At 50.7% G+C, this 22,448-nt stretch carries 25 protein-coding genes; 13 read left to right on the forward strand and 12 right to left on the reverse strand.

Features of this window, described 5'->3' with window-relative positions; all coding sequences use genetic code 11:
• The first annotated feature begins 2 nt into the window (after positions 1–2).
• Complete coding sequence (gene metX / locus IE181_RS01000; RefSeq protein WP_191249700.1) at positions 3–1,136, forward strand: homoserine O-acetyltransferase MetX; 1,134 nt, start codon at positions 3–5, stop codon at positions 1,134–1,136.
• Positions 1,136–1,747 (forward strand): methionine biosynthesis protein MetW, encoded by a 612-nt coding sequence (gene metW, locus IE181_RS01005; protein ID WP_191249701.1) that lies wholly within the window; start codon positions 1,136–1,138, stop codon positions 1,745–1,747. The genes metX and metW overlap by 1 nt, the downstream gene beginning before the upstream one ends.
• Positions 1,748–1,811: 64 nt before the next feature.
• Here metW and rraA read toward each other — a convergent pair whose 3' ends face one another.
• The 5 genes from rraA to IE181_RS01030 all read right to left on the reverse strand — a co-directional run bounded on the left by rraA (position 1,812) and on the right by IE181_RS01030 (position 4,854).
• Complete coding sequence (gene rraA / locus IE181_RS01010; RefSeq protein WP_191249702.1) at positions 1,812–2,312, reverse strand: ribonuclease E activity regulator RraA; 501 nt, start codon at positions 2,310–2,312, stop codon at positions 1,812–1,814.
• 2 nt (positions 2,313–2,314) lie between these two features.
• Positions 2,315–2,527, reverse strand: a complete 213-nt coding sequence (locus tag IE181_RS01015) for an SMc00767 family acetate metabolism repressor (RefSeq protein WP_229819047.1) — start codon at positions 2,525–2,527, stop codon at positions 2,315–2,317.
• Between the two features lie 135 nt (positions 2,528–2,662).
• Positions 2,663–3,373: a class I SAM-dependent methyltransferase gene (locus IE181_RS01020; protein WP_191249703.1), complete on the reverse strand. Its 711-nt coding sequence runs from the start codon at positions 3,371–3,373 to the stop codon at positions 2,663–2,665.
• 94 nt (positions 3,374–3,467) lie between these two features.
• Positions 3,468–4,670: an alpha/beta fold hydrolase gene (locus tag IE181_RS01025; protein WP_191249704.1), complete on the reverse strand. Its 1,203-nt coding sequence runs from the start codon at positions 4,668–4,670 to the stop codon at positions 3,468–3,470.
• On the reverse strand, positions 4,663–4,854 hold the full coding sequence (locus IE181_RS01030) for a hypothetical protein (RefSeq protein ID WP_191249705.1): 192 nt from the start codon (positions 4,852–4,854) through the stop codon (positions 4,663–4,665). Before IE181_RS01030 ends, IE181_RS01025 begins: the two co-directional genes overlap by 8 nt.
• Before the next feature lie 158 nt (positions 4,855–5,012).
• On the opposite strand from IE181_RS01030, the gene phaR reads away from it, so the two are divergent.
• Positions 5,013–5,624, forward strand: coding sequence for a polyhydroxyalkanoate synthesis repressor PhaR (phaR, locus tag IE181_RS01035; RefSeq protein WP_191249706.1), 612 nt, complete (start codon positions 5,013–5,015; stop codon positions 5,622–5,624).
• A gap of 261 nt (positions 5,625–5,885) precedes the next feature.
• Entirely contained in the window at positions 5,886–7,058 is a 1,173-nt protein-coding gene (locus IE181_RS01040; RefSeq protein WP_191249707.1) for an MFS transporter, read from the forward strand.
• Positions 7,059–7,111: 53 nt separating this feature from the next.
• Here the strand turns inward: IE181_RS01040 and IE181_RS01045 are convergent, their stop codons facing one another.
• From IE181_RS01045 to IE181_RS01060, 4 genes are read right to left on the reverse strand one after another with little or no spacing between them, the layout of a single operon-like run.
• A complete protein-coding gene (locus tag IE181_RS01045; RefSeq protein WP_191249708.1) occupies positions 7,112–7,741 on the reverse strand; it encodes an ABC-type transport auxiliary lipoprotein family protein in 630 nt (209 codons plus the stop codon).
• Complete coding sequence (locus IE181_RS01050; RefSeq protein WP_191249709.1) at positions 7,741–8,709, reverse strand: MlaD family protein; 969 nt, start codon at positions 8,707–8,709, stop codon at positions 7,741–7,743. Before IE181_RS01050 ends, IE181_RS01045 begins: the two co-directional genes overlap by 1 nt.
• A 2-nt stretch (positions 8,710–8,711) precedes the next feature.
• On the reverse strand, positions 8,712–9,473 hold the full coding sequence (locus IE181_RS01055) for an ABC transporter ATP-binding protein (protein ID WP_191249710.1): 762 nt from the start codon (positions 9,471–9,473) through the stop codon (positions 8,712–8,714).
• An 11-nt stretch (positions 9,474–9,484) separates the two neighbouring features.
• The gene (locus tag IE181_RS01060; RefSeq protein WP_191249711.1) at positions 9,485–10,615 is read right to left on the reverse strand and encodes an ABC transporter permease; all 1,131 of its coding nucleotides are present in this window, start codon (positions 10,613–10,615) and stop codon (positions 9,485–9,487) included.
• A 189-nt stretch (positions 10,616–10,804) separates the two neighbouring features.
• Between IE181_RS01060 and IE181_RS01065 the strand changes: the two genes are divergently transcribed.
• Both IE181_RS01065 and IE181_RS01070 read left to right on the forward strand, forming a co-directional pair.
• The gene (locus tag IE181_RS01065) at positions 10,805–12,202 is read left to right on the forward strand and encodes an MmgE/PrpD family protein (RefSeq protein ID WP_191249712.1); all 1,398 of its coding nucleotides are present in this window, start codon (positions 10,805–10,807) and stop codon (positions 12,200–12,202) included.
• Between the two features lie 45 nt (positions 12,203–12,247).
• On the forward strand, positions 12,248–13,066 hold the full coding sequence (locus IE181_RS01070) for a nucleotidyltransferase family protein (RefSeq protein WP_191249713.1): 819 nt from the start codon (positions 12,248–12,250) through the stop codon (positions 13,064–13,066).
• 87 nt (positions 13,067–13,153) lie between these two features.
• On the opposite strand, the gene IE181_RS01075 is transcribed toward IE181_RS01070, so the two are convergent.
• A complete protein-coding gene (locus IE181_RS01075) occupies positions 13,154–14,212 on the reverse strand; it encodes an ATP-grasp domain-containing protein (RefSeq protein WP_191249714.1) in 1,059 nt (352 codons plus the stop codon).
• A 177-nt stretch (positions 14,213–14,389) separates the two neighbouring features.
• Here IE181_RS01075 and IE181_RS01080 point away from each other — a divergent pair, with 177 nt between their 5' ends.
• From IE181_RS01080 to IE181_RS01090, 3 genes are all read left to right on the forward strand, one after another.
• Positions 14,390–15,205 carry a nucleotidyltransferase family protein gene (locus IE181_RS01080; RefSeq protein WP_191249715.1) on the forward strand — a complete coding sequence of 272 codons (816 nt, stop codon included), beginning with the start codon at positions 14,390–14,392 and terminating at the stop codon, positions 15,203–15,205.
• Between the two features lie 104 nt (positions 15,206–15,309).
• A complete protein-coding gene (gene pip / locus IE181_RS01085) occupies positions 15,310–16,281 on the forward strand; it encodes a prolyl aminopeptidase (RefSeq protein WP_191249716.1) in 972 nt (323 codons plus the stop codon).
• Between the two features lie 46 nt (positions 16,282–16,327).
• Positions 16,328–16,798, forward strand: a complete 471-nt coding sequence (locus IE181_RS01090; protein ID WP_191249717.1) for a copper chaperone PCu(A)C — start codon at positions 16,328–16,330, stop codon at positions 16,796–16,798.
• A 9-nt stretch (positions 16,799–16,807) separates the two neighbouring features.
• Here IE181_RS01090 and hemH read toward each other — a convergent pair whose 3' ends face one another.
• Positions 16,808–17,821 carry a ferrochelatase gene (gene hemH, locus IE181_RS01095; RefSeq protein ID WP_191249718.1) on the reverse strand — a complete coding sequence of 338 codons (1,014 nt, stop codon included), beginning with the start codon at positions 17,819–17,821 and terminating at the stop codon, positions 16,808–16,810.
• Between the two features lie 169 nt (positions 17,822–17,990).
• Here hemH and IE181_RS01100 point away from each other — a divergent pair, with 169 nt between their 5' ends.
• The gene (locus IE181_RS01100) at positions 17,991–18,182 is read left to right on the forward strand and encodes a hypothetical protein (protein ID WP_191249719.1); all 192 of its coding nucleotides are present in this window, start codon (positions 17,991–17,993) and stop codon (positions 18,180–18,182) included.
• A gap of 138 nt (positions 18,183–18,320) precedes the next feature.
• Here IE181_RS01100 and IE181_RS01105 read toward each other — a convergent pair whose 3' ends face one another.
• Positions 18,321–19,469 carry a succinylglutamate desuccinylase/aspartoacylase family protein gene (locus IE181_RS01105; RefSeq protein WP_191249720.1) on the reverse strand — a complete coding sequence of 383 codons (1,149 nt, stop codon included), beginning with the start codon at positions 19,467–19,469 and terminating at the stop codon, positions 18,321–18,323.
• A 96-nt stretch (positions 19,470–19,565) separates the two neighbouring features.
• Between IE181_RS01105 and IE181_RS01110 the strand changes: the two genes are divergently transcribed.
• From IE181_RS01110 to IE181_RS01120, 3 genes are all read left to right on the forward strand, one after another.
• Complete coding sequence (locus tag IE181_RS01110; RefSeq protein WP_191249721.1) at positions 19,566–20,195, forward strand: cation efflux transmembrane domain-containing protein; 630 nt, start codon at positions 19,566–19,568, stop codon at positions 20,193–20,195.
• Positions 20,196–20,296: 101 nt separating this feature from the next.
• Positions 20,297–21,589: an MFS transporter gene (locus IE181_RS01115; RefSeq protein WP_191249722.1), complete on the forward strand. Its 1,293-nt coding sequence runs from the start codon at positions 20,297–20,299 to the stop codon at positions 21,587–21,589.
• A 125-nt stretch (positions 21,590–21,714) separates the two neighbouring features.
• A complete protein-coding gene (locus tag IE181_RS01120; RefSeq protein ID WP_191249723.1) occupies positions 21,715–22,404 on the forward strand; it encodes a lysoplasmalogenase in 690 nt (229 codons plus the stop codon).
• Positions 22,405–22,448 lie beyond the last annotated feature (44 nt).

Raw genomic sequence — 22,448 nt, forward strand, 5'->3', positions numbered from 1 at the left:
CGATGACGGCCGATACAGGTAAAACAGCAACCCTATTTCAGAAGACACCTCTGGAACTGGATAGTGGTGCGATGTTGTCCCCCGTCACGGTTGGTTATGAGACTTACGGATCGCTAAACGCTGCCTGCAATAATGCTATTCTGATCTGCCATGCCCTGACCGGTGATCAATATGTCGCCAGCAAACACCCCATAACTGGGAAACCGGGCTGGTGGGACCGACTTGTCGGCCCAGACAAGCTGATAGACACCAACAAATATTTTGTCATTTGCTCTAACGTGCTTGGCTCATGCCTTGGCACCACAGGCCCGTGGCAGGATAACCCAGCCACTGGCAAGCCCTGGGGCCTTGATTTCCCAGTCATTACAATCAGGGACATGGTTAAGGTTCAGGCGGCACTGCTGGATCATCTATCCGTCGAAAAACTGATGATGGTGATTGGTGGTTCAATGGGCGGCATGCAGGTGTTGGAGTGGCTCGCCACCTACCCGGAACGCTTGCACAGCGCCGTCGCCCTGGCAACCGCGGCCCGGCATACTGCACAGAATATTGCTTTCCACGAAGTCGGAAGACAGTCCATCATGGCAGACCCTAACTGGAACGAAGGTCGGTATTATGATACTGACGAACGCCCCAGAAAAGGGCTTTCGGTTGCCCGCATGACTGCGCATGTTACCTATCTGAGCGAAGATGCGCTGACACGGAAATTTGGCCGTAATCTGCAGGACCGGGACAAAATCACCTTTGGGTTTGATGCTGATTTTCAGGTAGAAAGCTATCTGCGCCATCAGGGCTTCAGCTTTGTCGACAGGTTCGATGCCAATAGCTACCTCTATATCACCCGGGCGCTTGACTATCTGGATATCGCAGGCAGACATGGCGGCCGACTATCAGACGCATTTAAAAACGCACGTCATGTCCGGTCTGCCGTAATTTCTTTCACCAGTGACTGGCTGTATCCAACATCAGAAAATAAAGCGATTGCCCACGCCCTGAATGCCGCAGGTGTGCCTGTCAGCTTTGCTGAGATCGAAGCAAGTCACGGCCATGACAGTTTCCTCCTGGATATCCCCGCCATGGACCAGATGCTACGGGGTCTTGTCACCGCAGCAGCCACATCGGGAGGAGTAGAATAATGACGACTATACTACGCCCCGATCTGAAACTGATTGCAAACATGGTCGAAGACGGCAGCAGTGTGCTGGACGTTGGTTGCGGTGAAGGCGATTTGCTTGACTATCTGGTAAAAGAAAAGTCCGTTGATGGACGCGGTATGGAGCTTAGCCAGGAAGGCGTGAATGTCTGTGTCTCCAAAGGCTTGTTTGTTATTCAGGGGGATGCCGACAATGATCTGGTCCATTACCCTGACAATAGTTTTGACTATGTCATTCTGTCGCGCACATTGCAGGCAGTTTACAAGCCGCGCGACGTACTTGTAGATCTGCTGCGCTTGGGCAAAAAAGCGATTGTGACAATCCCCAACTTTGGTCAGTGGCGCGTGCGTATGAGCCTACTGTTCAGTGGCCGTATGCCTGTCACCAAAAGCCTGGATCAAACATGGTACAATACTGAAAATATTCATTTCTGTACCATACTCGACCTGATTGACCTGATCGAGGCAGAAGGTTTTGTGATCCGGCAGTTCACGCCCTATATGCGCGACGGCACTGCCACCCGACCAAATCCGCGTCTGGCAAACCTGTTCGCTGATCAGGCATTGTTTCTCATTGAAAAATCCAGCGCGTAAAACCGAAAGCCCGCACGGGTGATGTTGACAAGGTACATCCGGGGAATATCCCCGGATGGTCACGTTAAAATTCGGGTCGGCTGGATGTCAGGACCACACCGTCAGCGTCTGCGGTAATCCAGTCTCCCGGATTGACAGTAACACCGGCAATCTCCAGCACAGCATCCAGTTGACCTTTGCCGAGTTTTTCCGTTTTACGCGGACAAGTGCCCAGCGCCTTTATCCCCACCGGCTCATCCTGTAACTCATGGCGGTCCCGAACACAGCCATACACAAGTATGCCTGCCCAGCCATTATCCGCAGCCATCTTGGCCAGGTTTCCGCCTACAAGCGCATGATCCGAACGGCCACCATTATCCACAACAAGGACCCGACCATTCCCGGCCGTACTGACCATCGTCCGAACATGGGTGTTGTCATTCTCTGCCAGTAAAGTCACGACAGGGCCAGCAAAGGCTGTTTTCCCGCCATAATCACGAAAATCAAGGGGCACCACGGTAGCCGCAGTGCCCAGATTGTCGCATACATCGCAGGTAGGCAGGTCCGGCGTTTCAAGCCGTGCCATATTTATTTATCCTGCTTGTGAATGATCGGTACCAGCATATCACCCCAGGCACCTTCTTCATTGTGATATCGGGAAGCCCGCATCAGTTCAACGGTCACACCTTTACCTACGGCACGGATAACGGCGTCATTCAAACGGTGCAAAGCGTTTGCTACGCTGCGGATTGCTGCTTCCTGATCTTCGTCCATTGGTTTATTTTCAGGTTGATCGCTCATAATACTCTCCAGATCAATAAAGGGGGTTTTCAGTATTTACAGTAATTTTATTATAACTTTGTCCCTTGTTTCGGCAACATTAATATAAAAAATGTCTTTGGCAAGGGGTAATTTGTATTTTTACTGCATTCAGCCCTAGGGCCCCATCACAACTGGAACCGTACGCGGAACCCGCCGTGATTTCACCACTGTACCATACATTTGTTTATCCGCATGGACCATCAAAGCGCCCCCCAGATTTTTACCAAGTATGCGTACAGGTGTTTCGACAAACCGCATGGATTTGGCAAAAAGCTTGATCCCGCATGGTGGCTGCATCAAAGCCGTTGACCACCCCAAAGGAGACAGCATCTGATCTTCCATTAAGGTGTAAAGCTGCCCCTTTGAATAGGGGCGACCATGCCCAAACGGCGTTGCTTCAAGGGCGGCCCACATGCGTCTGCGATTTGGCACAATTATCATGACCTTACCGCCCGGCACCAGCACACGCCAAATTTCCCGCAGAAACGCAGCGGGACGATTTGCATGTTCCAGTGCATGAACCGCAATAACCATATCAACAGACGAATCAGCCAAAGGCAAATCATACACATCAACCAGCGCAGACAGCGGACTTGCACTGTCTGGCCAGTGACATACGCCCTGTCTGGCCGGCATAAAAGCTACAGGCAACGCACCTTCTGCCATCAAACGTTCCAGATACGGCAGGCTGTACCCAAGCCCTACCACACGTTTACCGGATACATGAGGTGTATGGCGCATTACCATATCCCCGACAATGGACGCAGCAGCCGCGCCAAGCGGCCTTTGGTAGAAACGGTTATATGTCAATACATCAGGCTGCATATATCAAGCCTACCCTATCCTGTTACCCGTCCTGCGGCGGCATAGAGCCGCCTTGAAAAGCCTGCGAATGCGCACTGCAGTAAACCGACCCTGTCTATGCTTGCAGCCAATCTGCCAGTGGCTGCCACAACCCCGCTTCCGCTTTGCTGCCAACAACCATCCCGACATGACCCGCATTAGGCTCAAGAACAGTACAGTCCTGCATTCCCTGTGAAAATGCAAGCGCACTGGATGCTGGCACCAACCGATCCCCAGTGGGCGCTGCAACCAGTGTCGGAAAATCGAAATCTTGTGGTCTAACCGATTGATCACGAATAGCCCATTGCCCCTTAACAGGCTGATTGTCCTGATACCATTTTTGCAGACAGTCCCGTGCCGCCATCTGCGAAAGAGGGGCACCGCTATTGGCCCAGTGCTCCAGTGCCACGAAAAATTCAGCGGCAGGACTTTCAGTATCCATTGCACTGAAACGTCTGAATTTCCTATCTGTGAGCGTAGGATCAAGGCTGGTAAAAAACACCTGCAGCAAATCAATCGGAACCGGCATACTATCAGGTAATATATCCAGCAGTCGCGCCATCAACGGCAGAAAAGCACGGCCAGCCATAGGCTCCGCTGTGTTAAAGTCCCACGGAGATGCCAATAGCCCAAGACGACCAATCTGTTTCGGGCGCACCGCGGCCAACCCCGCAGCAAGTGTCCCCCCCATACAGTACCCAACCGTGGCAACTCGTTCTACCCCGACCACGGCCTGGATATATTCAAGCATGGGGGCAAGACACTTCAGGATATAGTCTGACAGTCCAAAACCACGCTCTTCTTCCGGTTCATTCCAGTTGACCAGAAAAACACGGAACCCAGCATTTTTTAAGTATGCTGCAAGGCTTCGCCCCGGCTTCAGGTCCAGGATATAATAGGGATTGATCAAGCTCGGGATCAGAAAAACCGGCTGCCCAATCCCGCCGTAGTCAAGAAGCTCCGCAGCTCCAACCTGCCGGACTGCCTGTGCCTGTGTCGCGGGCCTCTTGTAAGGGTGTTCCATATAAGAACGCATCCCGTGCAGAAAATCAGCCGCATATTGCTGCGCCTTTGCAGACACATCTGTCTGGAAGGCATGCCAGCCAGCGTCACCATCCCCAACCAGCTGTTTCAGTGCCGCGAAGTCATCTTGCAAACTATCATGGATAATAAGGCTATCCTGCGCGAACAGGCGCGCCGCAGATGATGCACTGCCCCACAAGCTAGCAGCATTCGCAAGATGAAGCGGTAGAGGTCTGGGCGCCTTACTCTCAGCCATCGGATGTATCACCCTTCCGACCGGATCCTGATTGCTGCAAAGTATGCTGCACCATTTGCTGCAACATTTCTTCCAGCCTTTCAGGCGTCATTTCCTGCTGGTCACGGCCAAATGCCTGAAGGTTTTTTGACCATAACTCCAGAAAAATAATAGATAAATCCTGCTTTTTATCATGTGACGCCATATGATGATCATACCGATTTTCTTCTTGATAAAAACTGAAAAATTACGCAACTGCACAATTTTCCTTGCGGCAGTGCGATATTCCCCCCTAGAGTATTACACAAGGGAAATCTGCAAATAAGGCGCGCATTTATACTGCGCAGCATAAAAGGGATACAGATGGCGAAGAAATCACATAAGAGCGGCGATCCAATCATCATCAAGAAATACGCAAACCGACGTTTGTATAATACAGCCACGTCCAGTTACGTTACCCTTGACCATCTTGCAGAACTGGTAAAATCAGATACTGACTTTGTTGTACGGGATGCCAAAACCGGCGAAGATATTACCCATAACGTGCTGACACAGATTATTTTTGAAAAAGAATCCAAGGCCGAAAATATGTTACCGCTGCCGTTTCTGCGCCAACTGATCAGCCTGTATGGGGACGGCTTGCAGGCAATGGTACCCGGATACCTGCAAAGCGCGATGGAAGCACTGAAGCAAAATCAGGATGAAGTACGCAATGCCTTCATGCAGGGCAAAGGCGCAGACACATATGTGTCTTTGTTTGAAGACATTACCAAAAGAAATATGGCCATGTTTCAGGAAACAATGTCCATGTTCTCAGCCCCTCAAAGTGCCGTGAGACCAAAGCCAGCACCAAAGGAAACACCAGAGGAACCAACCGACACCCCCGCTTCAACCGCATCACAAGACGACGAAATCGAAGCACTGCAGGCACAGCTCGCAGCTCTGAAAGACAAGGTAGACGCCCTGTCCAAATAAGCTGGCGTACAAATGTCCCGGTGCGGTCCTGCTTTGGCGGCTGGACAATCTTCGATCATTTGACAGGCGAGAACGGCGCACCAGGTATGATATACCACATTAGCGTTCCATATCTTACATGATACAGTCATACCTTTGCTGGCCCAGGTATGGTTTACGCCGTCTGACTACCACTTGAACCATACCAAGCGTAGTATAAACAGGCGGCCCCATGGGACCGCTCGACGAAAGCCCATCACATGTGCGGCAGGAGTATGTTGAATGCCCGTTATTCTTATCGCCGTTTTTATTGATCTGATTGGGTTTGGCCTGATCGTGCCGATCCTGCCATTTCTAACCCTGAAATATGGTGGCACCGCCTTAACCGGCGTGGGGCTGATCTCCATTTATGCGCTGATGAGCTTTCTGGCCGGTCCCCTATGGGGGCGTCTATCCGACAGGATAGGTCGTCGCCCTACCCTTATCCTGACATTCGCTGGCGCTGCCTGTTCCTATGTGGTGCTGGCAAATGCGGACAGCCTGATTATGCTGTATATCGCGCGGGCGCTTTCCGGTGCCATGGCGGGGAATGTTGGCATTGTAATGGCTGCCGTTGCAGACCTGACCACGGCGGAAAACCGCGGGCGCGCCCTTGGTTATGTCGGCGCTGTGTTTGGGCTAGGGTTTGCGGTAGGGCCAGGCCTGGGCGGCATACTCGGCAGTATTGGCGGGGAAGTCAGTATCTATTACCCCGGTATTGCCGCAGTATTTCTGTCGTCTTCAGCCATGCTTCTTGCATATTTTTTCATGCCGGAAACCAACATCCACAAAACGGAAATAACTGGATACTCGGACAGTGCCAGCAAACGTCAAAGCTGGACAAGCATACTCGGCGACACACGCAAAAAACTACTCTTCACCATGTTTGTTATCATTGCAGCGGGACAAAGTATTACTTTCTCTATCACGCCATTCTGGCTGGGTGCCGTGTTAGACTGGAACCAGAAAGAAGTGGGCTATTTACTGATGCTGGGCGGGCTTGCTGTTGCCTTTGTCCAGTCCATAGTCGTTGGCCCTTTGTTTAAGGCAATCGGAGAGGAAAAAGCGCTGATGGTCGGAGCATCCCTGTGCATCACGGGATGTCTGGTCCTGATCATGTCACCGCCAAGTATAATAATTGCTGTCTGCGCTTTCCCCATAATCATGAGCGGAACAACACTGGCCTTCCCGGCCATGAACAGCATTATATCCAACAGAACGGACCAGCAAACGCAAGGGGCAGCCCTTGGCCTGTCTAATGGCTTATCGTCACTGGGCAGGGTTATCGGCCCCTTAAGCGCCGGGGTGCTATTTACACCAGCCGCGCCGGATTCACCCTTTATTGTGGTTGCCTTCGTCGGCGGCGTTTGCATCCTCTGGTCACTTTTTGAACTACGTGCCCAGTCCAGGCCATAAAACCATAAATGCGCGGCACAATGCCAAACGGGTTCTAAGGCTATATACTGATACTAAGACGCAGGACAATTACCTAGTTGCGGGGCCAACCAGTCGGTCATGTCACTGCCTGCTGCTGCCATTGCGGCGTTAAAGCTGGCAACGATATCGTGCCGGTCTGTACCTGCAACAGTCTGTGATGCAGAAAAGTCGCGACGACCAAGTAGCTTGCTGTCCGTCAGGCGCACAAAAGACATTTCAATACGCACCAGCACTGTATCATCAGAAGATGCGTCAGAGCGCGGAACATAGTCAAAGGCACGCACCGTCAGGCCAACCCGGCAATTGGATGCAACATCCAGCGCCCCTTCACCAAGTGCCTGTGCGCTTGTTGCACCGGTAATGGCTTCTACCATATAGCCGCGGACCATATCACCAAGCGCAGTCGCCCACCGTGCTTCCTTCAGAAAGGTACGCTCGAAGCCCCCCAACTGAACCGCAACACGGCGGGTTCCAAGGTCCTGCGTCATAACAGGTTCGGAGACATACAAAACAGGACCTGCGGCATCATTTCGGGCAGGCCCTCTGTAATCGAGACTATAAATAGATGCAGGCTCATCAGATCCAAAAGAAACGATTGGTCCACAAGCAGACAAAGCGAGCAAAGAAAGAGCGCTACAAGCCTTTAAAAAGTTCTTTGCCATCAGGAATCGTCCTCTTTCTTACGTTTCTTAGGGTCATAGGGTTTTTCATCCGGGCCGAACAGAACCTCAGACGGGTTTTGCTCTATCCGGCTGACCACCCGTGACAAGTTACGCGCTGTACGCCGCAAATCCATTACCAGGCGCGTTACCTCAGGCAGTGTTCCACCAACAAACTGGGTAACAGCTTCCTCATTATTCCCGACGAGCGTGTCAAGCCGTGTTGCCAGCCCGCGTGCAGCTATCATTGTCTCGGATGCCTCTGCCATAAGGCGGCGTCCTTCATCTGACAGCAGTGTCTCCCCGGTGCCAGCAAGGCTTTCTACCGCGGTTGCTGCCTCCGTCACCGCAGACAGTGCAGCACGTAGATCCCGTACGAGCAAGTCCATTTCTTCCGTGCCTTTGGCGACATTAGCGGTCAACGAATCAATGTTTTTCAAGGTGCTGGAAACAGACGCCAGATTTTCATCATTCAGAACATCGGAAATACGACTGACAGCACGAATAGCCTCCTTCAGCAGATTCGGTGCCTGTAGATAAACTTCCTGCAGGGATGACGTTTCTGATGGAATAACCGGGAAATCCTGATCCTCGCGCGCCTGAATAAAAGGTTTTTGCGGATCGCCGCCATCAATTTCAATATAGGCAACCCCGGTTAGGCCCTGAAATTCCAGCCGCGCCATCGCGCCTTCATTCACGGGAACCTCTGCGTTCAGCCGTACTGTCACCCGCACTTTGCGCGGGTCGTTCGGCGCCAGCGTGATGTCGCGCACCTCACCGACGGGTATCCCCAAATAATAAACAGTGCCCCGCTTATAGAGGCCCGACACGGTGCCATCGAAATAAATGTCATAGTCGCTATATTCAGCATCCAGATCCACCTTGGCGATCCAGATAGTAAAGGCAACCAGTCCCCCTATAAGCGCAAGGACAAAGCCACCAACCAGAATATGTGACGCACGGGTTTCCACTGTTATACTTCCATTCCTGCTGCACGGGCACGTGGCCCTTTAAAATATTGTTGCACCCATGGATGATCAAATTCCATAACTTCCTTTAAGGGCGCATTGATCAGGATCTTCTTATCGCCCAAAACGGCAACACGGTCGCACACTGTCACCAGAGTATCAAGATCATGGGTAACAAGGAAGACCGTTAAGCCAAGGGAATCACGAAGCTCCTTGATCATCTGATCAAATGCGGAGGCGCCAATTGGGTCGAGCCCTGCGGTAGGTTCATCCAAAAACAGTATTTCCGGATCAAGCGCCAGTGACCGGGCAAGGGCTGCACGCTTTCGCATACCACCGGATAAATCCGAAGGGAATTTTTTTGCGGCGTCCAGGGGCAAACCAGCCATTGTAAGCTTGGAACAGGCCAGATCATCCATCAGACTTTGCGACATATTGAAGTGTTCCCGCAATGGCACCTGAACATTTTGCGCAACTGACAGGGATGAGAAAAGCGCCCCGTCCTGAAACAGCACGCCCCAATCACGGCGGCTTTCCATGTCTTCTCTTACCGACATGGTGGATCTGTCCCGGCCATTGACAAGAATACGGCCTGACCGTTCTTTCAAAAGCCCGATAATATGTTTCAAAAGCACAGACTTGCCAGTACCCGACCCGCCAACAACACCCAGAATTTCGCCGCGCTTAACCGTCAAATTCAAACCGTCGTGAATGACATTACTGCCAAATGCCGTTACCAGATTTTCTACTTCTATTGCAGCGTCCATCTTCCCTGCCCCTACAAATCAATTGCTGTGAAGAAGATGGCAAAAAGCGCATCCAACACGATTACAAGGAAAATTGCCTGCACCACGGCCTGGGTCGTATTAACGCCGAGCGACTCCGCGCTGCCCCTGACATTCAGACCGTTAAAACAACCGGTAATGGCGATCACAACCGCAAAAAACGGCGCCTTGATCAAACCGACAAAGAAATGATCTGCGCTTATAACCTCCTGAAAGTATACAAAAAAGTTCGCTGGCGTAATATTCAGCTGCACCCAGGCCATCAAAGCACCACCGAGAACCCCCATAATATCTGCGTAAAATGTCAGCAAAGGCAGAGCAATAACCAGCGCAACCAGCCGCGGCAACACCAATACATCAATTGGGTTCAGGCCAATTGTTTTCATTGCGTCCACTTCTTCATGCAATTTCATGGACCCGATTGCCGCCGTAAACGCGCTGCCGGAACGACCCGCAATAATGATGGCCGTCAGCAAAATTCCCAATTCACGCAGGTGCGCAATACCCAGCATATCAACAACGAAAATATCTGCGCCAAAACGTGCCAGCTGGATGGCACCCTGATTGACCATCACGGCACCAATCAAAAAGGCAATCAGGCCAACAATACCCATGCTTTTCAGACCAACTGCCTCGATCTGATGTATCAGCGCAGTCCAGCGAATGCGGCGTGGGTCTGTAAGGCTGCCAAATAATCTAACAAATACGAGCCCGATGAAATTCAGCTGCGCCCCGGTGATACGTGTCAGCTTGCGCGTAGCCAACCCTACATCTTCCAGAAACTGGAAATACCACGGCATCTCGTCTGGGCATGTTTGTGCAGGCGGCGGCTTACAACTTACAACTGCCATCAGTCCTTTATGCTGGGCCGTGACCCCCGTTAGAACAGCTCCAGTGTGGCTATCAAGCGCATCTGCATAGCGACGGATCAGCACCGCCCCTGTGGTATCCATTTTCCCGATATGACTACAATCAAGGACCGTCGCACCGCGTGAAGATTTGACACATACCCCCATCAGGCGGTCAATGGCTTCTGCAGTATCAATTGTCCAGTCCCCCGACAAGGCAACGATCTTGGTCGCGCCAAGATCTTCTATCTCAAAAAAGTCGGTTGTTACAGACATGGAGCACTCGCGTTATGCTGTCTTTTATTCTGGCAGCGATTTTTACATACCCACCTAAATTGTCAAATACTGAACCATTTCAAGTACAAAGGCAGGAAAAGATAGATAAATATATTCCTTATTTCTGTTAATTGGACTAGTTTATCGTCAAAGAAATAAAAAACTCAGCGACAAATCCTGAGGGACACTATGACAGACCCCAAGACGAATCCCCTACATCTTTATGCTAACTGGGCAGCAAATGTGCCTGCTGACTGGTCAGAATTGGCCATTTCACGAGCCCGCGACGCAGTCATTGACACGCTGGCGGTGACCATTCCCGGCGCCCAAGAAACCGTTTCCCAAAAAGTTGGCACCCTTGCCGTAAATTGGGGTGGTTCTGCCTGCAGCATTATCGGCCGCACCGAGAAAACATCACCCCCGATGGCTGCCATGGCAAATGGCACCGCTGCCCATGCGCTGGATTTTGACGATAATTTTGATCCTGCAAAAGCACATGCATCTGCGGTTCTGGTACCAGCGCTGCTGGCCCTTGCGGAAGACCGGGACAAAGACGGCACTGCTTTTCTGGATGCCTATATCGTTGGACTGCAGATACTTGGCCGCGTTGGGCAGGGGTTGAACCCCTTTCACCGCAGCAGGGGCTGGCACGCGACCGCAACCATTGGCACAGTTGGTACGGCGGCGGGCTGTGCCCGCCTGCTGGGATTGGACGCTGAAAAAACTGCACACGCCATTTCCCTGTCTACCAGTTTCGCGGGTGGTTTCATGAGCCAGTTTGGCACCATGACCAAGCCTTTGCACGCTGGGATCGCAGCGGCAGGGGCCGTGCAGGCCGCCCTGTTTGCAGAGGCAGGCATCACCGCGGGGGATCACACTCTGGAAGGCAAAAACGGCATGGGCACCCTGATGGTCGGCCCCGATGTGGACGACCTGCGTGCCATTATGAAAGACAAAGACGAATACGGACAAAAAGTCGACTTCCCAAAAGGGGACGTTGCTGACCCGTTGATGATTGAAAAGTACGGCCTTAAGGTCAAACGTTTCCCCAACTGTGGCAGTGTCCACCGTGCTCTTGACGGGCTTCTGCAATTACGGGAAAAACATGGCTTCAGCGCAGATAGTGTGACGCGCGTTTTTGTTCGTGCACCCGCTGCGCACCTGCGAAACCTGATGTATGACCGGCCCACAACGTCTGCCGAAGCAAAATTCAGTCTGGAATACGGGTTGGCGGTTGGCCTGCTTTACGGGGACGCAACCTTGGCAGACTATGAAGAATCAGCTATTTCCCGCCCAGAGGTACAGGCACTTTTACCTTTGATAGAAAAAGAATATGTCGAAAAACTTGAATCTGACTTTTTCACGCAGGTTTATGTTACACTGAAGTCAGGCGAGGAACTGTTTACCGAGGTCAACATGCCGGTTGGCAGCAGTGCTTCGCCCCTTAGTCACGATCAATTGATGGCAAAGTTTGACGCTTGTGCAGACGGCCACCTTGACGCCGTGAAACAAGAAGCTATTAAAGAGCAGCTTAACCAAATGAATGATAGTGTTGCTATCAAACATTTAATGAGCCAACTAAGTTAACTAATAAATACTGTGGCACCGCCACATCAGGGACCCGAACACCTTATGCCCTCCAACCAGAAAGTTACAGCCCTTATTCTTGCTGCCAGCCGCAGAGGCGCAGAGGATTCGGTCGCAAAAGTCCAGAATGTCAGCCACAAATGCCTCGTCACTATAGACGGCATGATTATGCTGGAACGCGTGGTCCGTGAAGTAAAGGCGGCGAAAGATGTTGGCGCGATTTATGTCTCTATTGAAAAAAGAGAACTGCTGGAACAGATACCGGCGCTGAATGAGATGCTAGAGAAAGGGGAAATTCACTTCACCCCCAGCGCTGATAATCTCTATCTTTCCGTTCGGGATGCCGTTGCCAATATAAATCCTGAATGGCCCCTGATAGTCACGACAGGGGATAATGCACTGCATACAGCTGAAATTATTAATTATTTCACCGATGCCCTTGCGAAGAGTGCACCGGATATCGGCGTGGCCATGACACCGGCCGATGTTATCCTAAATGCCTACCCCGACGGCAAAAGGGCATTTCACACCCTGAAAGACGGCGGATGGTCCAGCTGTAATCTGTATGCGATCAAAGGGCCTCATGCGCTTGAACCTGCCCGTGTTTTCGAAGGCGGTGGTCAGTTTGGTAAAAACCCGAACCGTATTTTGAAAGCCTTTGGCCTGATGTTCATGATTTTGTACCGCTGGAAGCTGACCACATCTACGCGCCTGTCAGAGATACTGTCCAAACGGTGGGGCCTGAAGGTTCAGATCATAAAAATGCCATTTGCTGACGCCCCCATTGACGTCGACAATCCAGGCGACCTTGAACGCACAGAACAGATTCTGATCGCGCGCAGAAATGGAACACCGGTAAAATGACCCTAAAAGGTTTTTAAACGGGACTGAGGGGTATTATAGGTCAGATGCCAACACCCATCGTGGCCTGATGACCACGCTGCCGACTACTTACATTTTATAACGAATTTGTTCGCCGCGGATAACAGCTTCGAACATTACACGTTGGCGTTCGATCGCATTTGCCAGAACCGACTCGACAATATCAACCTGCTCATACCCCAGTGATTTGGCAGATTGAATAATCGCCCTGTTGCTGCCCAGATTACAGCTCAGATTAAATTCAAGCGCCCAAACCTTGCCATTTGGTTCGATCCGGTAATCATACCGTCCATAATCAAAGGGCCAGATCATGCTGTTACTGGTTTTGGTGTAATCAATCAGTTCCGGGTATTTTGCTGCATCTTCAAATACTTCAATAGATGAACCACCCTGGAACCCACGCTTTTGTTCGTATGTCACAATGTTTAAATCGCCCTGGGACGGGTTTAACATCGGCGGCAATATCCACGGTTTTCCTGCACCAATTACCGGCACGGTGACATCCACACCGGGTACAAATTCTTCCACAATCACATCATGATTATCTTTAAGAAGTTCAATCACATGGGGTTTCAAATCATCCCAGTTTTCACTATGGGCAATTCCCCAGGATGCCGAGCTATTATTGGGTTTAACCACATATCGCTCTGCCTCGAAGGACGGTACCAGCGCTTCCAGAGAACTGGTTCTGTATATCTGCCAGCGCGGTGTCGGAATACCCTGATCGCGATACATCATTTTACTGAGATGTTTGTCATCAGCAAATCCCCGCATGCTTGGCGGTGCACCAAGATACGGTACGCTATGATATTCACATAAACAGGATGACAAAATCTCTGAATTTCGGAAACCGCCACGATTAAAAAGCGTGAAAATAAAATTGCTGTCCGGCGCCTTAAAGAGCGCTTCATACGTATTTGACAATTTCAGCCCGACACCCAGTCTTTCCAGACATGCCCGTATTTCGTCATGGTATACAGAATGCGACCCATCGTTTTTATCAAATGCACCACCAGACAAAGCATGTTTGGCAAGAAAGAGAACTTCCAGTCTCTTCTTATCTTCATCTTTCAGGCGCAGCGGTTGGCCTTCGCCAAACAACAAATGGTCTAGCTGTATCCCTGACAAAATAATTCCTTTCAGAAGACCTTATTGGTCGAAAACTATACTCTTTGCACTCTTGAAATCGGATGTCAATTGAATGCAATCACAACGATTCGGTGGGGGATATATCTTGCATTTGCCCATGTCAAGCATTAGGAACGCAGCATATTCCTTAGTAAATAATGCAACGAGTGTTCAAGAGTGAACGACAGACAATATACCGCCATAGTTCTTGCTGCCCAAAGACCGGGCATAGTCAATAGCGTCGCCGAACACTTCGGATACAGCCATAAATGTCTGGTTCCTATCGCTGGTCGCCCCATGATTGAAAGGGTTGTTACCACCCTGACCAAGTCCGAAAATGTAGGGCGCATTCAGATTGTGATTGAAGATGCTACCCTTCTGAAAGATCTTCCCGGCATTCAGGCTCTGATCACTGACGGCACTGTCACTTTTGTTAAAAGCGAAAAAACCCTATCGCAAAGTGTCATGGCTGCGATCCGGGCCGGTGGCTCAGATGGCCTACCGTATTTCATCACCACCGCAGACAACTGTCTGCATACGCCAGCCATTATTGACCATTTTCTGAACGAAGTGAGTTCTGAAAAAGCAGATGCCGCGTGGGCAATGACCAACGACAAACTGGTTCAGGAAACCTATCCCGGAACCGGTAAAATCACCGGGCAGCACAAGTTGACCGACGGCATATGGTCCAACTGCAATATTTACGCAGTCTGCAGCGAAGAAGCCTTCGCAGCGATCGAGCTATTTAAAGCCGGTGGCCAGTTTGGAAACAAGAAAAAACGCAAGGCCATGATCCCGATGATTGGGCTTTGGTCCTTCTTCCTGTACCGTTTTGGGCTTGTATCCCTGTCTGGTCTGGCAAAAAGAGCAAGCAAGCTTTTTGGCATTCATGCAGTTGCTGTGAAAATGCCCTTTGCCGATGCCCCGATTGATGCAGACGATCTGGTTTCCTATAATTTTATTGCCGACCGTCTTGCCGAACGGGAAAAATAGCCTGCATCCGGCGCGACACTATGTGACACCTTCAGCCGTACTGAAAGCTTGTGCCCCGTCATGTTGCCGAGTAGGCTAATAGCTAATAACAGTCAGGAAAAAAGATGCCAGCGGACGGCCCCCATTTTCAGAGAACGCTGTACCCAGCGATTGATCCCTATGCCACAGAGCATTTGGACGTTGGGAATGGTCACCATCTGTATCTGGAGCAGTCTGGCAATCCCAAAGGCATTCCAATTGTCTTCCTGCATGGCGGCCCGGGCGGCGGCACCAGCCCCATTCAGCGGCGCTTTTTTGACCCCAGAAAATTCAGGATACTTTTGTTTGACCAGCGAGGTTGCGGCAACAGTTTCCCCCATGCAAAGATCGAACATAATACCAGTTGGGATCTGGTCGAGGATATGGAGAAAATCCGCACCCATCTGGGCATAGATCAGTGGGCTTTGTTCGGCGGATCATGGGGCAGCACCCTTGCCCTACTATATGCAGAAACCCATCCATCGCGCGTAACGCATATGATCCTCCGGGGTGTTTTTCTGATGATGGAGCGTGAACTGGAATGGTTTTATGGGTCTGGCACACGCGCTATATTCCCCGAGGCATGGGAACGCTTCATCTCCCGCATACCAGTAGAAGAACAGCACGACTTGATTGCAGCGTACCATAAACGCCTGCTTCACCCAGACTATGCGGACGTGCAGCTAACTTATGCGAAAGAATGGAGTCTGTGGGAAGGCAGCACAGTTACCCTAATGCCGGACGAAGAACAAAAACTGCATTCGATGGACTCGATGTTTGCCAGTGCCTTTGCCCGCATTGAATGTCACTATTTTCACAATCGCGGCTTTCTTGAAGAAGATGGCCAGATTTTGCGTGATGCTTATAAATTGAAACACATACCAACCAAGATCATTCAGGGGCGCTATGACGCCATTTGCCCCCCATATTCTGCTTGGGAACTGGCGAAAAGAATGCCCTCTGCCACCTTAAAAATTGTCCCTGTTGCCGGCCATTCTGCTTTCGAGCCTGCAGTCAGACACGAATTGATCAAGGCTACAGATTCGCTGCTGCCATAAGTTTTGGTCATTGGATTTCCTCTAACACCCAACCATGAGATTGATTATGCAAATGTTCCTGAAAACTGCCCTTGCCGCCCTGATGATGCTATCTGGATTATGCACTGTGTCAGCACATGAAAGTGAAGATCATAATGCTGCACTTGATATTACTCAGGCATGGGCACGCACAACCGGCAACCGAACAGTATCCGGTGCTGCCTACTTCAACCTGCGCAATACTGGTAAAGAAGCTGTTGTAATCACCGGTGTAAAATCAGACGTCGCAGCCATGACAATGATCCACAAGTCCTATGAGGATGAAAACGGTGTCATGAAGATGGACCACCAGGAAACAGTATCAGTCGCACCGGGCGAAACGTTAGAGTTCAAACCAGGCGGCTTTCACATCATGATGATGCGTCTGCATGCCCCCTTCAAAGAAGGGGATGTATTTACTGTGACCCTGACATTTGAACACCGGGCCGACATTACATTGCCCGTGATTGTAACTGGCATGGCGGGACTAACCGACTAAGACCTGCGCCTATACCCAGCCCTGCAGCTCCTGGTCGGCTACTGATTTTAGCATCGTCATACCGACATCGCTATCATTCAGGCAGGGAATGAAATGAAAGTGGGTACCGCCCGCTTTCAGGAATGTTTCCCGCAGTTCCATATTGATTTCCTCAAGCGACTCGAGACAGTCTGACGCGAATGCCGGACTAAGCACCGCCAATTTGGTCACCCCACTTTCGACCAGTTCTTCTACCTTATTGTCCGTATAGGGACCAACCCATTCGGCCGGGCCCACACGCGACTGAAAACTGGTTTCCAGATACCCAGAATTCAGTCCAAGTTTTTCACTGAGCAAGCGCGATGTCTTCATACAGTGACACGGATACGGGTCACCTTTATCCCAATATGCCTTGGGTATTGAATGATACGATGCAAGAAGCTTCACCGGCTTCCAGGAAAGCTGATCCAGATCGGTTTGCACTGACGATGCCAATGCCGCGATATAGTCTGCATTATCATAGTAAGCTGGTACTGTGCGCACCGCCGGTTGCCAGCGAAGTTCTGCAAGCGCCTTAAACGCCTTATCGTACGCTGCCGCCGTGCTCGTGGCACTATACTGCGGGAACAGGGCGAACAAAACAATCCGGTTACAACCGGCTTCTTTCATCGCCTGGAGCTTTTCTTTCAAGCTGGGCGTGCCGTAGGTATAGGCCCAGTCGACCAGCACGTTGTCACCGTATTTCTCCGCCAGCTTTTCAGCCTGTGACCGGGTAATCGTCGTCAAGGGGCTTTCATTCTTCTCCCTGTTCCAGACCTTTGCATATGCCTTGGCAGAACGGGCAGGACGGAAAGTCAATATCGGCCCATACAGAATAGGTAACCACAGTGCGCGCGGTGTCTCAATAACCCGCGGATCGCCTAAAAACTCAGCCAGATACTTGCGAACCGCACCGTATGTCGGCGCTTCTGGTGTTCCAAGGTTTATGATCAGAAGACCGGTGCGCGGCGTTGCGATTTTTGGATGAGAAGCTGGCTTTTCCATATGTGATGCATTCCTGTTTAATAACAACTAGAGACATACCAAAATCCCTGAGAATTGAAAGGATTGAGTAATCGTGTCCTACGTATAAAAATAATTTATTGGCATTAAAGGCTTCTTACGCGCACAATACGCCCGCTGGATTACTGGAAATTTGAAGATGGAGGTAACCATGAAACAATCAACAGTCCACACCTATGCAAAAAGTCTGTATGAACAAATGGGCCCCAAGTCAGAGGCCTATGTAGCGCAGAAAATTGCTGCGCAACATGCAGACAAGGAAACGGGGGGCGAGTTAGATGCCGACACCATTAATTGGTCAAGGGTACGTGACGCCTTGCAGGTTATCAGGGCGTCAGAATAGTAAAAAACTCGACAACACCACTGATCACCCCATGGCGCACATTCAGACTTCTAACTGACCATAGTTTTCAGGGCCTATACTACAAGCTGGGTGCTTGCACCGTCCTTTCGCTGCTGACATGTAAGTCATAGATACTATTTAGTGAAGGATACGCACCAGCATGGTACCTGCTTCACGCAGGGGGTCGGTTGCGATAGCCAGTACATGCCCATCATGCGGTGCATAATAGCGCTGCAACTCGCGGCCAAACGGGTCCGCCATCGTCGCGATATGCTGCCCCTTCTTCACCGGGTCAAGAAGCCTGACATGCAGGCTGACAACACCACCTTTTTGCGCGGTGACATTGGTATAATTACTGCCAATAACAGGGGGGAGAAGTGGCTTCGTCACCGTACCAACCAACATTTCATGGCGGACCATCACATTCCGAATGCCCGCAACTGCGCGGTCGATCAACCGTTCCTGAAACTGTTTGGGGGCCCCAACTTCGAAAGTTACAGCGGGAATGCCTTCTTTTACAAATGTCGTCTCAAGTGCCCCTTTTTGTCCCTTATCCCGCTTGATAATATCGGGCATCAGGTCTTTGGCCATTTGCCAGACAACAGGCTTGCGAAAATCCGCGAACACAAAAAGCGGATAGGCAGTTCCGCGGGTCTGGGTATGCAGATCAATAGCCAGGTCCGCATTATCTTTCAGAATGTTATGCCACAAACCCCACACATAGCGTTCAGCCATAGAACCATGCCTGCGACTACCTGGCATAATACGGTTCAGGTCCACCATGGCACCACCGCCAGCCGCCATTTGAAAATGCCTGCTGCTTGCGACCATACCGGTTTGATTGATACCTGGAAGGGCGATTAAAGTGCCCAATATTGTCTCAGTCTCCAAAGACCGAATCAACTGGTGGATGACCCCAATGCCGTTCAATTCGTCCCCGTGTACCGCTGCGGTTAAAACCAGTCGCGGCCCCTCGCTTGCTCCCTTGACCACAATAATCGGCACAAAAATCGGATTGCCGGTTCCCTGTTCCCCGGCACGGTAATAGAAATAGTGTGTACCCAGCGCCAACGCACGCGTATCAAGTGCCGTGATAACAGGGACACCGTCCACGCGGTCACACGCATCTGCATTATCAAGCGCCCCCTCATCCGACCCGTCTGCAGAGCCGCCTGATACGTGCGCATCACAGTCCGTTTCGGTAACGTAACCATATGCGGGCGCTGCTACCATTTGCACCAACGTAATCGCACATGTTATTAGGATGACTTTAATACAGGAACCCACAATGCTACCCGTCTGAAAAGTTGATAAGTTTACTGTTGCGCTTTTTTAGCGCATCATGGCAAATATTAGTATTAAAAACGCAAAGGATCAAAGGTCATGAGTGCAGGATGTGGCTGCGATGACATCAAGTTTGATGGAATGGACCCCGCTTACAAACGGGCGTTGATCGCGGTTATTGTCATTAATGCCCTTATGTTCCTGATCGAAATGCCTATGGGCTTTGTCGGCAATAGCCAGGCACTGAAAGCAGATGCGCTCGACTTTCTGGGGGATACAGCTACATATTCCATTTCCCTGCTGGTGATTGGTGCATCGTTGAAAAAGCGGGCCTTTGTTGCCTTGATCAAAGGGGTCAGCCTAGGTCTGATGGGGCTTTGGGTACTAGGGAGCACGCTCTACAGCGTCTTTTACCTACAAGAGCCAGCAGCCGTCATCATGGGAAGTGTTGGCTTTGCTGCACTGGCGGCCAACCTCCTTAGTGTAGTGTTACTAATGCGTTTCAAAGACGGGGATGCCAACGTTCGGTCTGTATGGCTTTGTAGCCGTAACGATGCCATTGGCAATGTTATGGTAATTGTAGCCGCCTCCGGGGTTTGGCTTTCTGGAACGGGCTGGCCTGACTTGATCGTCGCGGGTATCATGGCCTCTATATTCCTGTCTGGTTCGTGGCAAATAATCCGGCAGGCACGGCACGAATTATCGCACACGCATGCGGCGGCGGAATAATCTTTGCTAAGGCTGGCGCACAGGCACCGATCAAGCGACAAAATAGTTGACCGCAACACTACGGCATTGCGGTTATGCCTGGGGGCTTTGGGGGACATAGAATGATTTTGAAACCACACCAGTTGATGGTATCTGGCCGGTTTTTACCTCTTTTTATCACGCAGTTTCTAGGGGCTTTTAACGACAACCTGTTTCGTTCCGCACTTATCATGCTGATTACTTTCCGACTGGCCGATCAGGTTGGGGTCAGTTCAGCTGTTTTAAATAATCTGGCAATTGGCCTGTTTATTCTTCCCTATTTTCTTTTCTCTGCACTGGCTGGCCAACTGGCCGACAAATATGAGAAAACGGGCCAGATAGTCTGGATCAAAATTTGGGAAATTGTTCTGGCCACAGCTGGTGCCATCGGTTTCTATTATGAAATCCTGCCGCTTCTTATGGCAGTGCTTGCGGGGCTAGGCCTTCAGTCAACTTTCTTTGGTCCGATTAAATATTCCATAATGCCGGACCTTGTGGACCGCCCTAACCTGCTGTCCGCAAACGCCCTTGTGGAAGCAGGCACCTTCATTGCCATACTTTTAGGCACCATTGTTGGTGGGCTAGTGGTTCTGTCCGACGGTGGGATTATGTCTATCGCGGGCCTGACCATCAGCATTGCCGTAATCGGTACCCTGTCCGGATCAAAGGTTGTCAAAACCGGACGGGCGGACCCGGACCTGATCATCTCCAGGAATATTTTCCAGTCCACTGGCCGCCTGTTGAAGCGCGCATGGGCTGACCCCGTCACCAGGCGTACCATTATTGGCATCAGCTGGATCTGGACGCTTGGGTCAATTTACCTCACTCAAATCCCTGTTATGGCCCGGGATATCCTTTATGGTGACGAAACTGTGGTCACTGCGATCCTGGCCATCTATTCGGTCGGCATTGGGGCAGGCTCGATTTTTGCCAGCAAAATACTGAAAGGCGACATCTCAGCCCGTCTGGCAACACCGGCCCTGCTCGGCCTTGCGCTGGTTGGCGGGCTTCTTTTTGTGTTACTGCAACTGCCCGGCATCCCGCCAGAAAACGGCGACTTTCATACTTTTAGCAGCTTCCTGAGTAAGCCTCTCTACTGGTGTATCCTTCTTGTATTATGCGCTACGTCCATTCTTGGCGGCATGGTTATTGTGCCGCTTTACACGATTTTACAGGATAAAAGTGAACGGCACACACGCTCCCAAATCATTGCCTCCAATAACATCATTAATAGTGGTTTTATGTTTACAGGTGCTGTCATTGCCGCAGGACTGCTTGCTGCGGGCCTTCAGACACAGGATTTGTTTTTGGTAGTTGGTGTGTTCAACCTGTTGATCATCCTTGCGGTGAAGCCACTGACTAAGCTTCTTTCCTAGGCTAATGAAAAGATTGTAATTTTCCCGCTTCATATTTGAAACAGACCCGGTATAGTCAGTGCAAAGAGAACGATGTGGGTCGGAGTTTTGCTGTTCTCTGTGCAAGACCGGGGGAAATGGGTCCTATGTTTCAGAAACAACACCATACAGCGCTGGAATTGGCTGGACAGCTGATTTTACTGCTTTCTGCTATTGTTGCCTTGATACACGGCTTAAAAATTTACCCGCCAGAATTGGTCTATGTCACTAAGACTACGCCTGTGGCCTTGCTGGCGCTACTTGCGCTTATCAACATAAAGTCTGTAGATCACGCGATCCTGTTTTTCGCACTCGCTATATCCGCGCTGGCAGACTATCTGATTGCCCAACCAACTGTTGACGCCTTCATGAACGGGCTTTTGACCTTTCTGGTTGTACAGATAATCTACATATTTCTGTTTCTGAAAAACCGGCTACCTGCCAAGGACGTTACCCCCATGCGGCTCAGGCTCGCCTCGCTTATGTGGGCGATGACCATCCTTGCCATTTTTGTTATGTATCCTGATCTGGACAGCGAAAGCTACAATGTCGTGATATATAGTTTCAGCCTGACTGCGATGGCAACAGCCGCACTGATCAGCCGCTTTCCTTTTACCATGGTCGGTGTTGGTGCAGTTCTTTTCTATATTTCTGACAGCCTGATTGGTGCACAACAATTTATGAATGCTCCGGACTATCTGGGATATATTGTCTGGGCAACATACTATGTCGCCCAGGTTTTAATTACCCTGGGCGTGTTGATCGGCAAGGGTCCAAACCGCGGTATCCGCTACTGAATTGACTAAAACCGTCCAAAAGTCTAAAAGCCGGACATACATGT

Origin of the sequence: Kordiimonas sediminis (assembly GCF_014656395.1) — a bacterium.
GTDB classification, from domain to species: domain Bacteria; phylum Pseudomonadota; class Alphaproteobacteria; order Sphingomonadales; family Kordiimonadaceae; genus Kordiimonas_A; species Kordiimonas_A sediminis.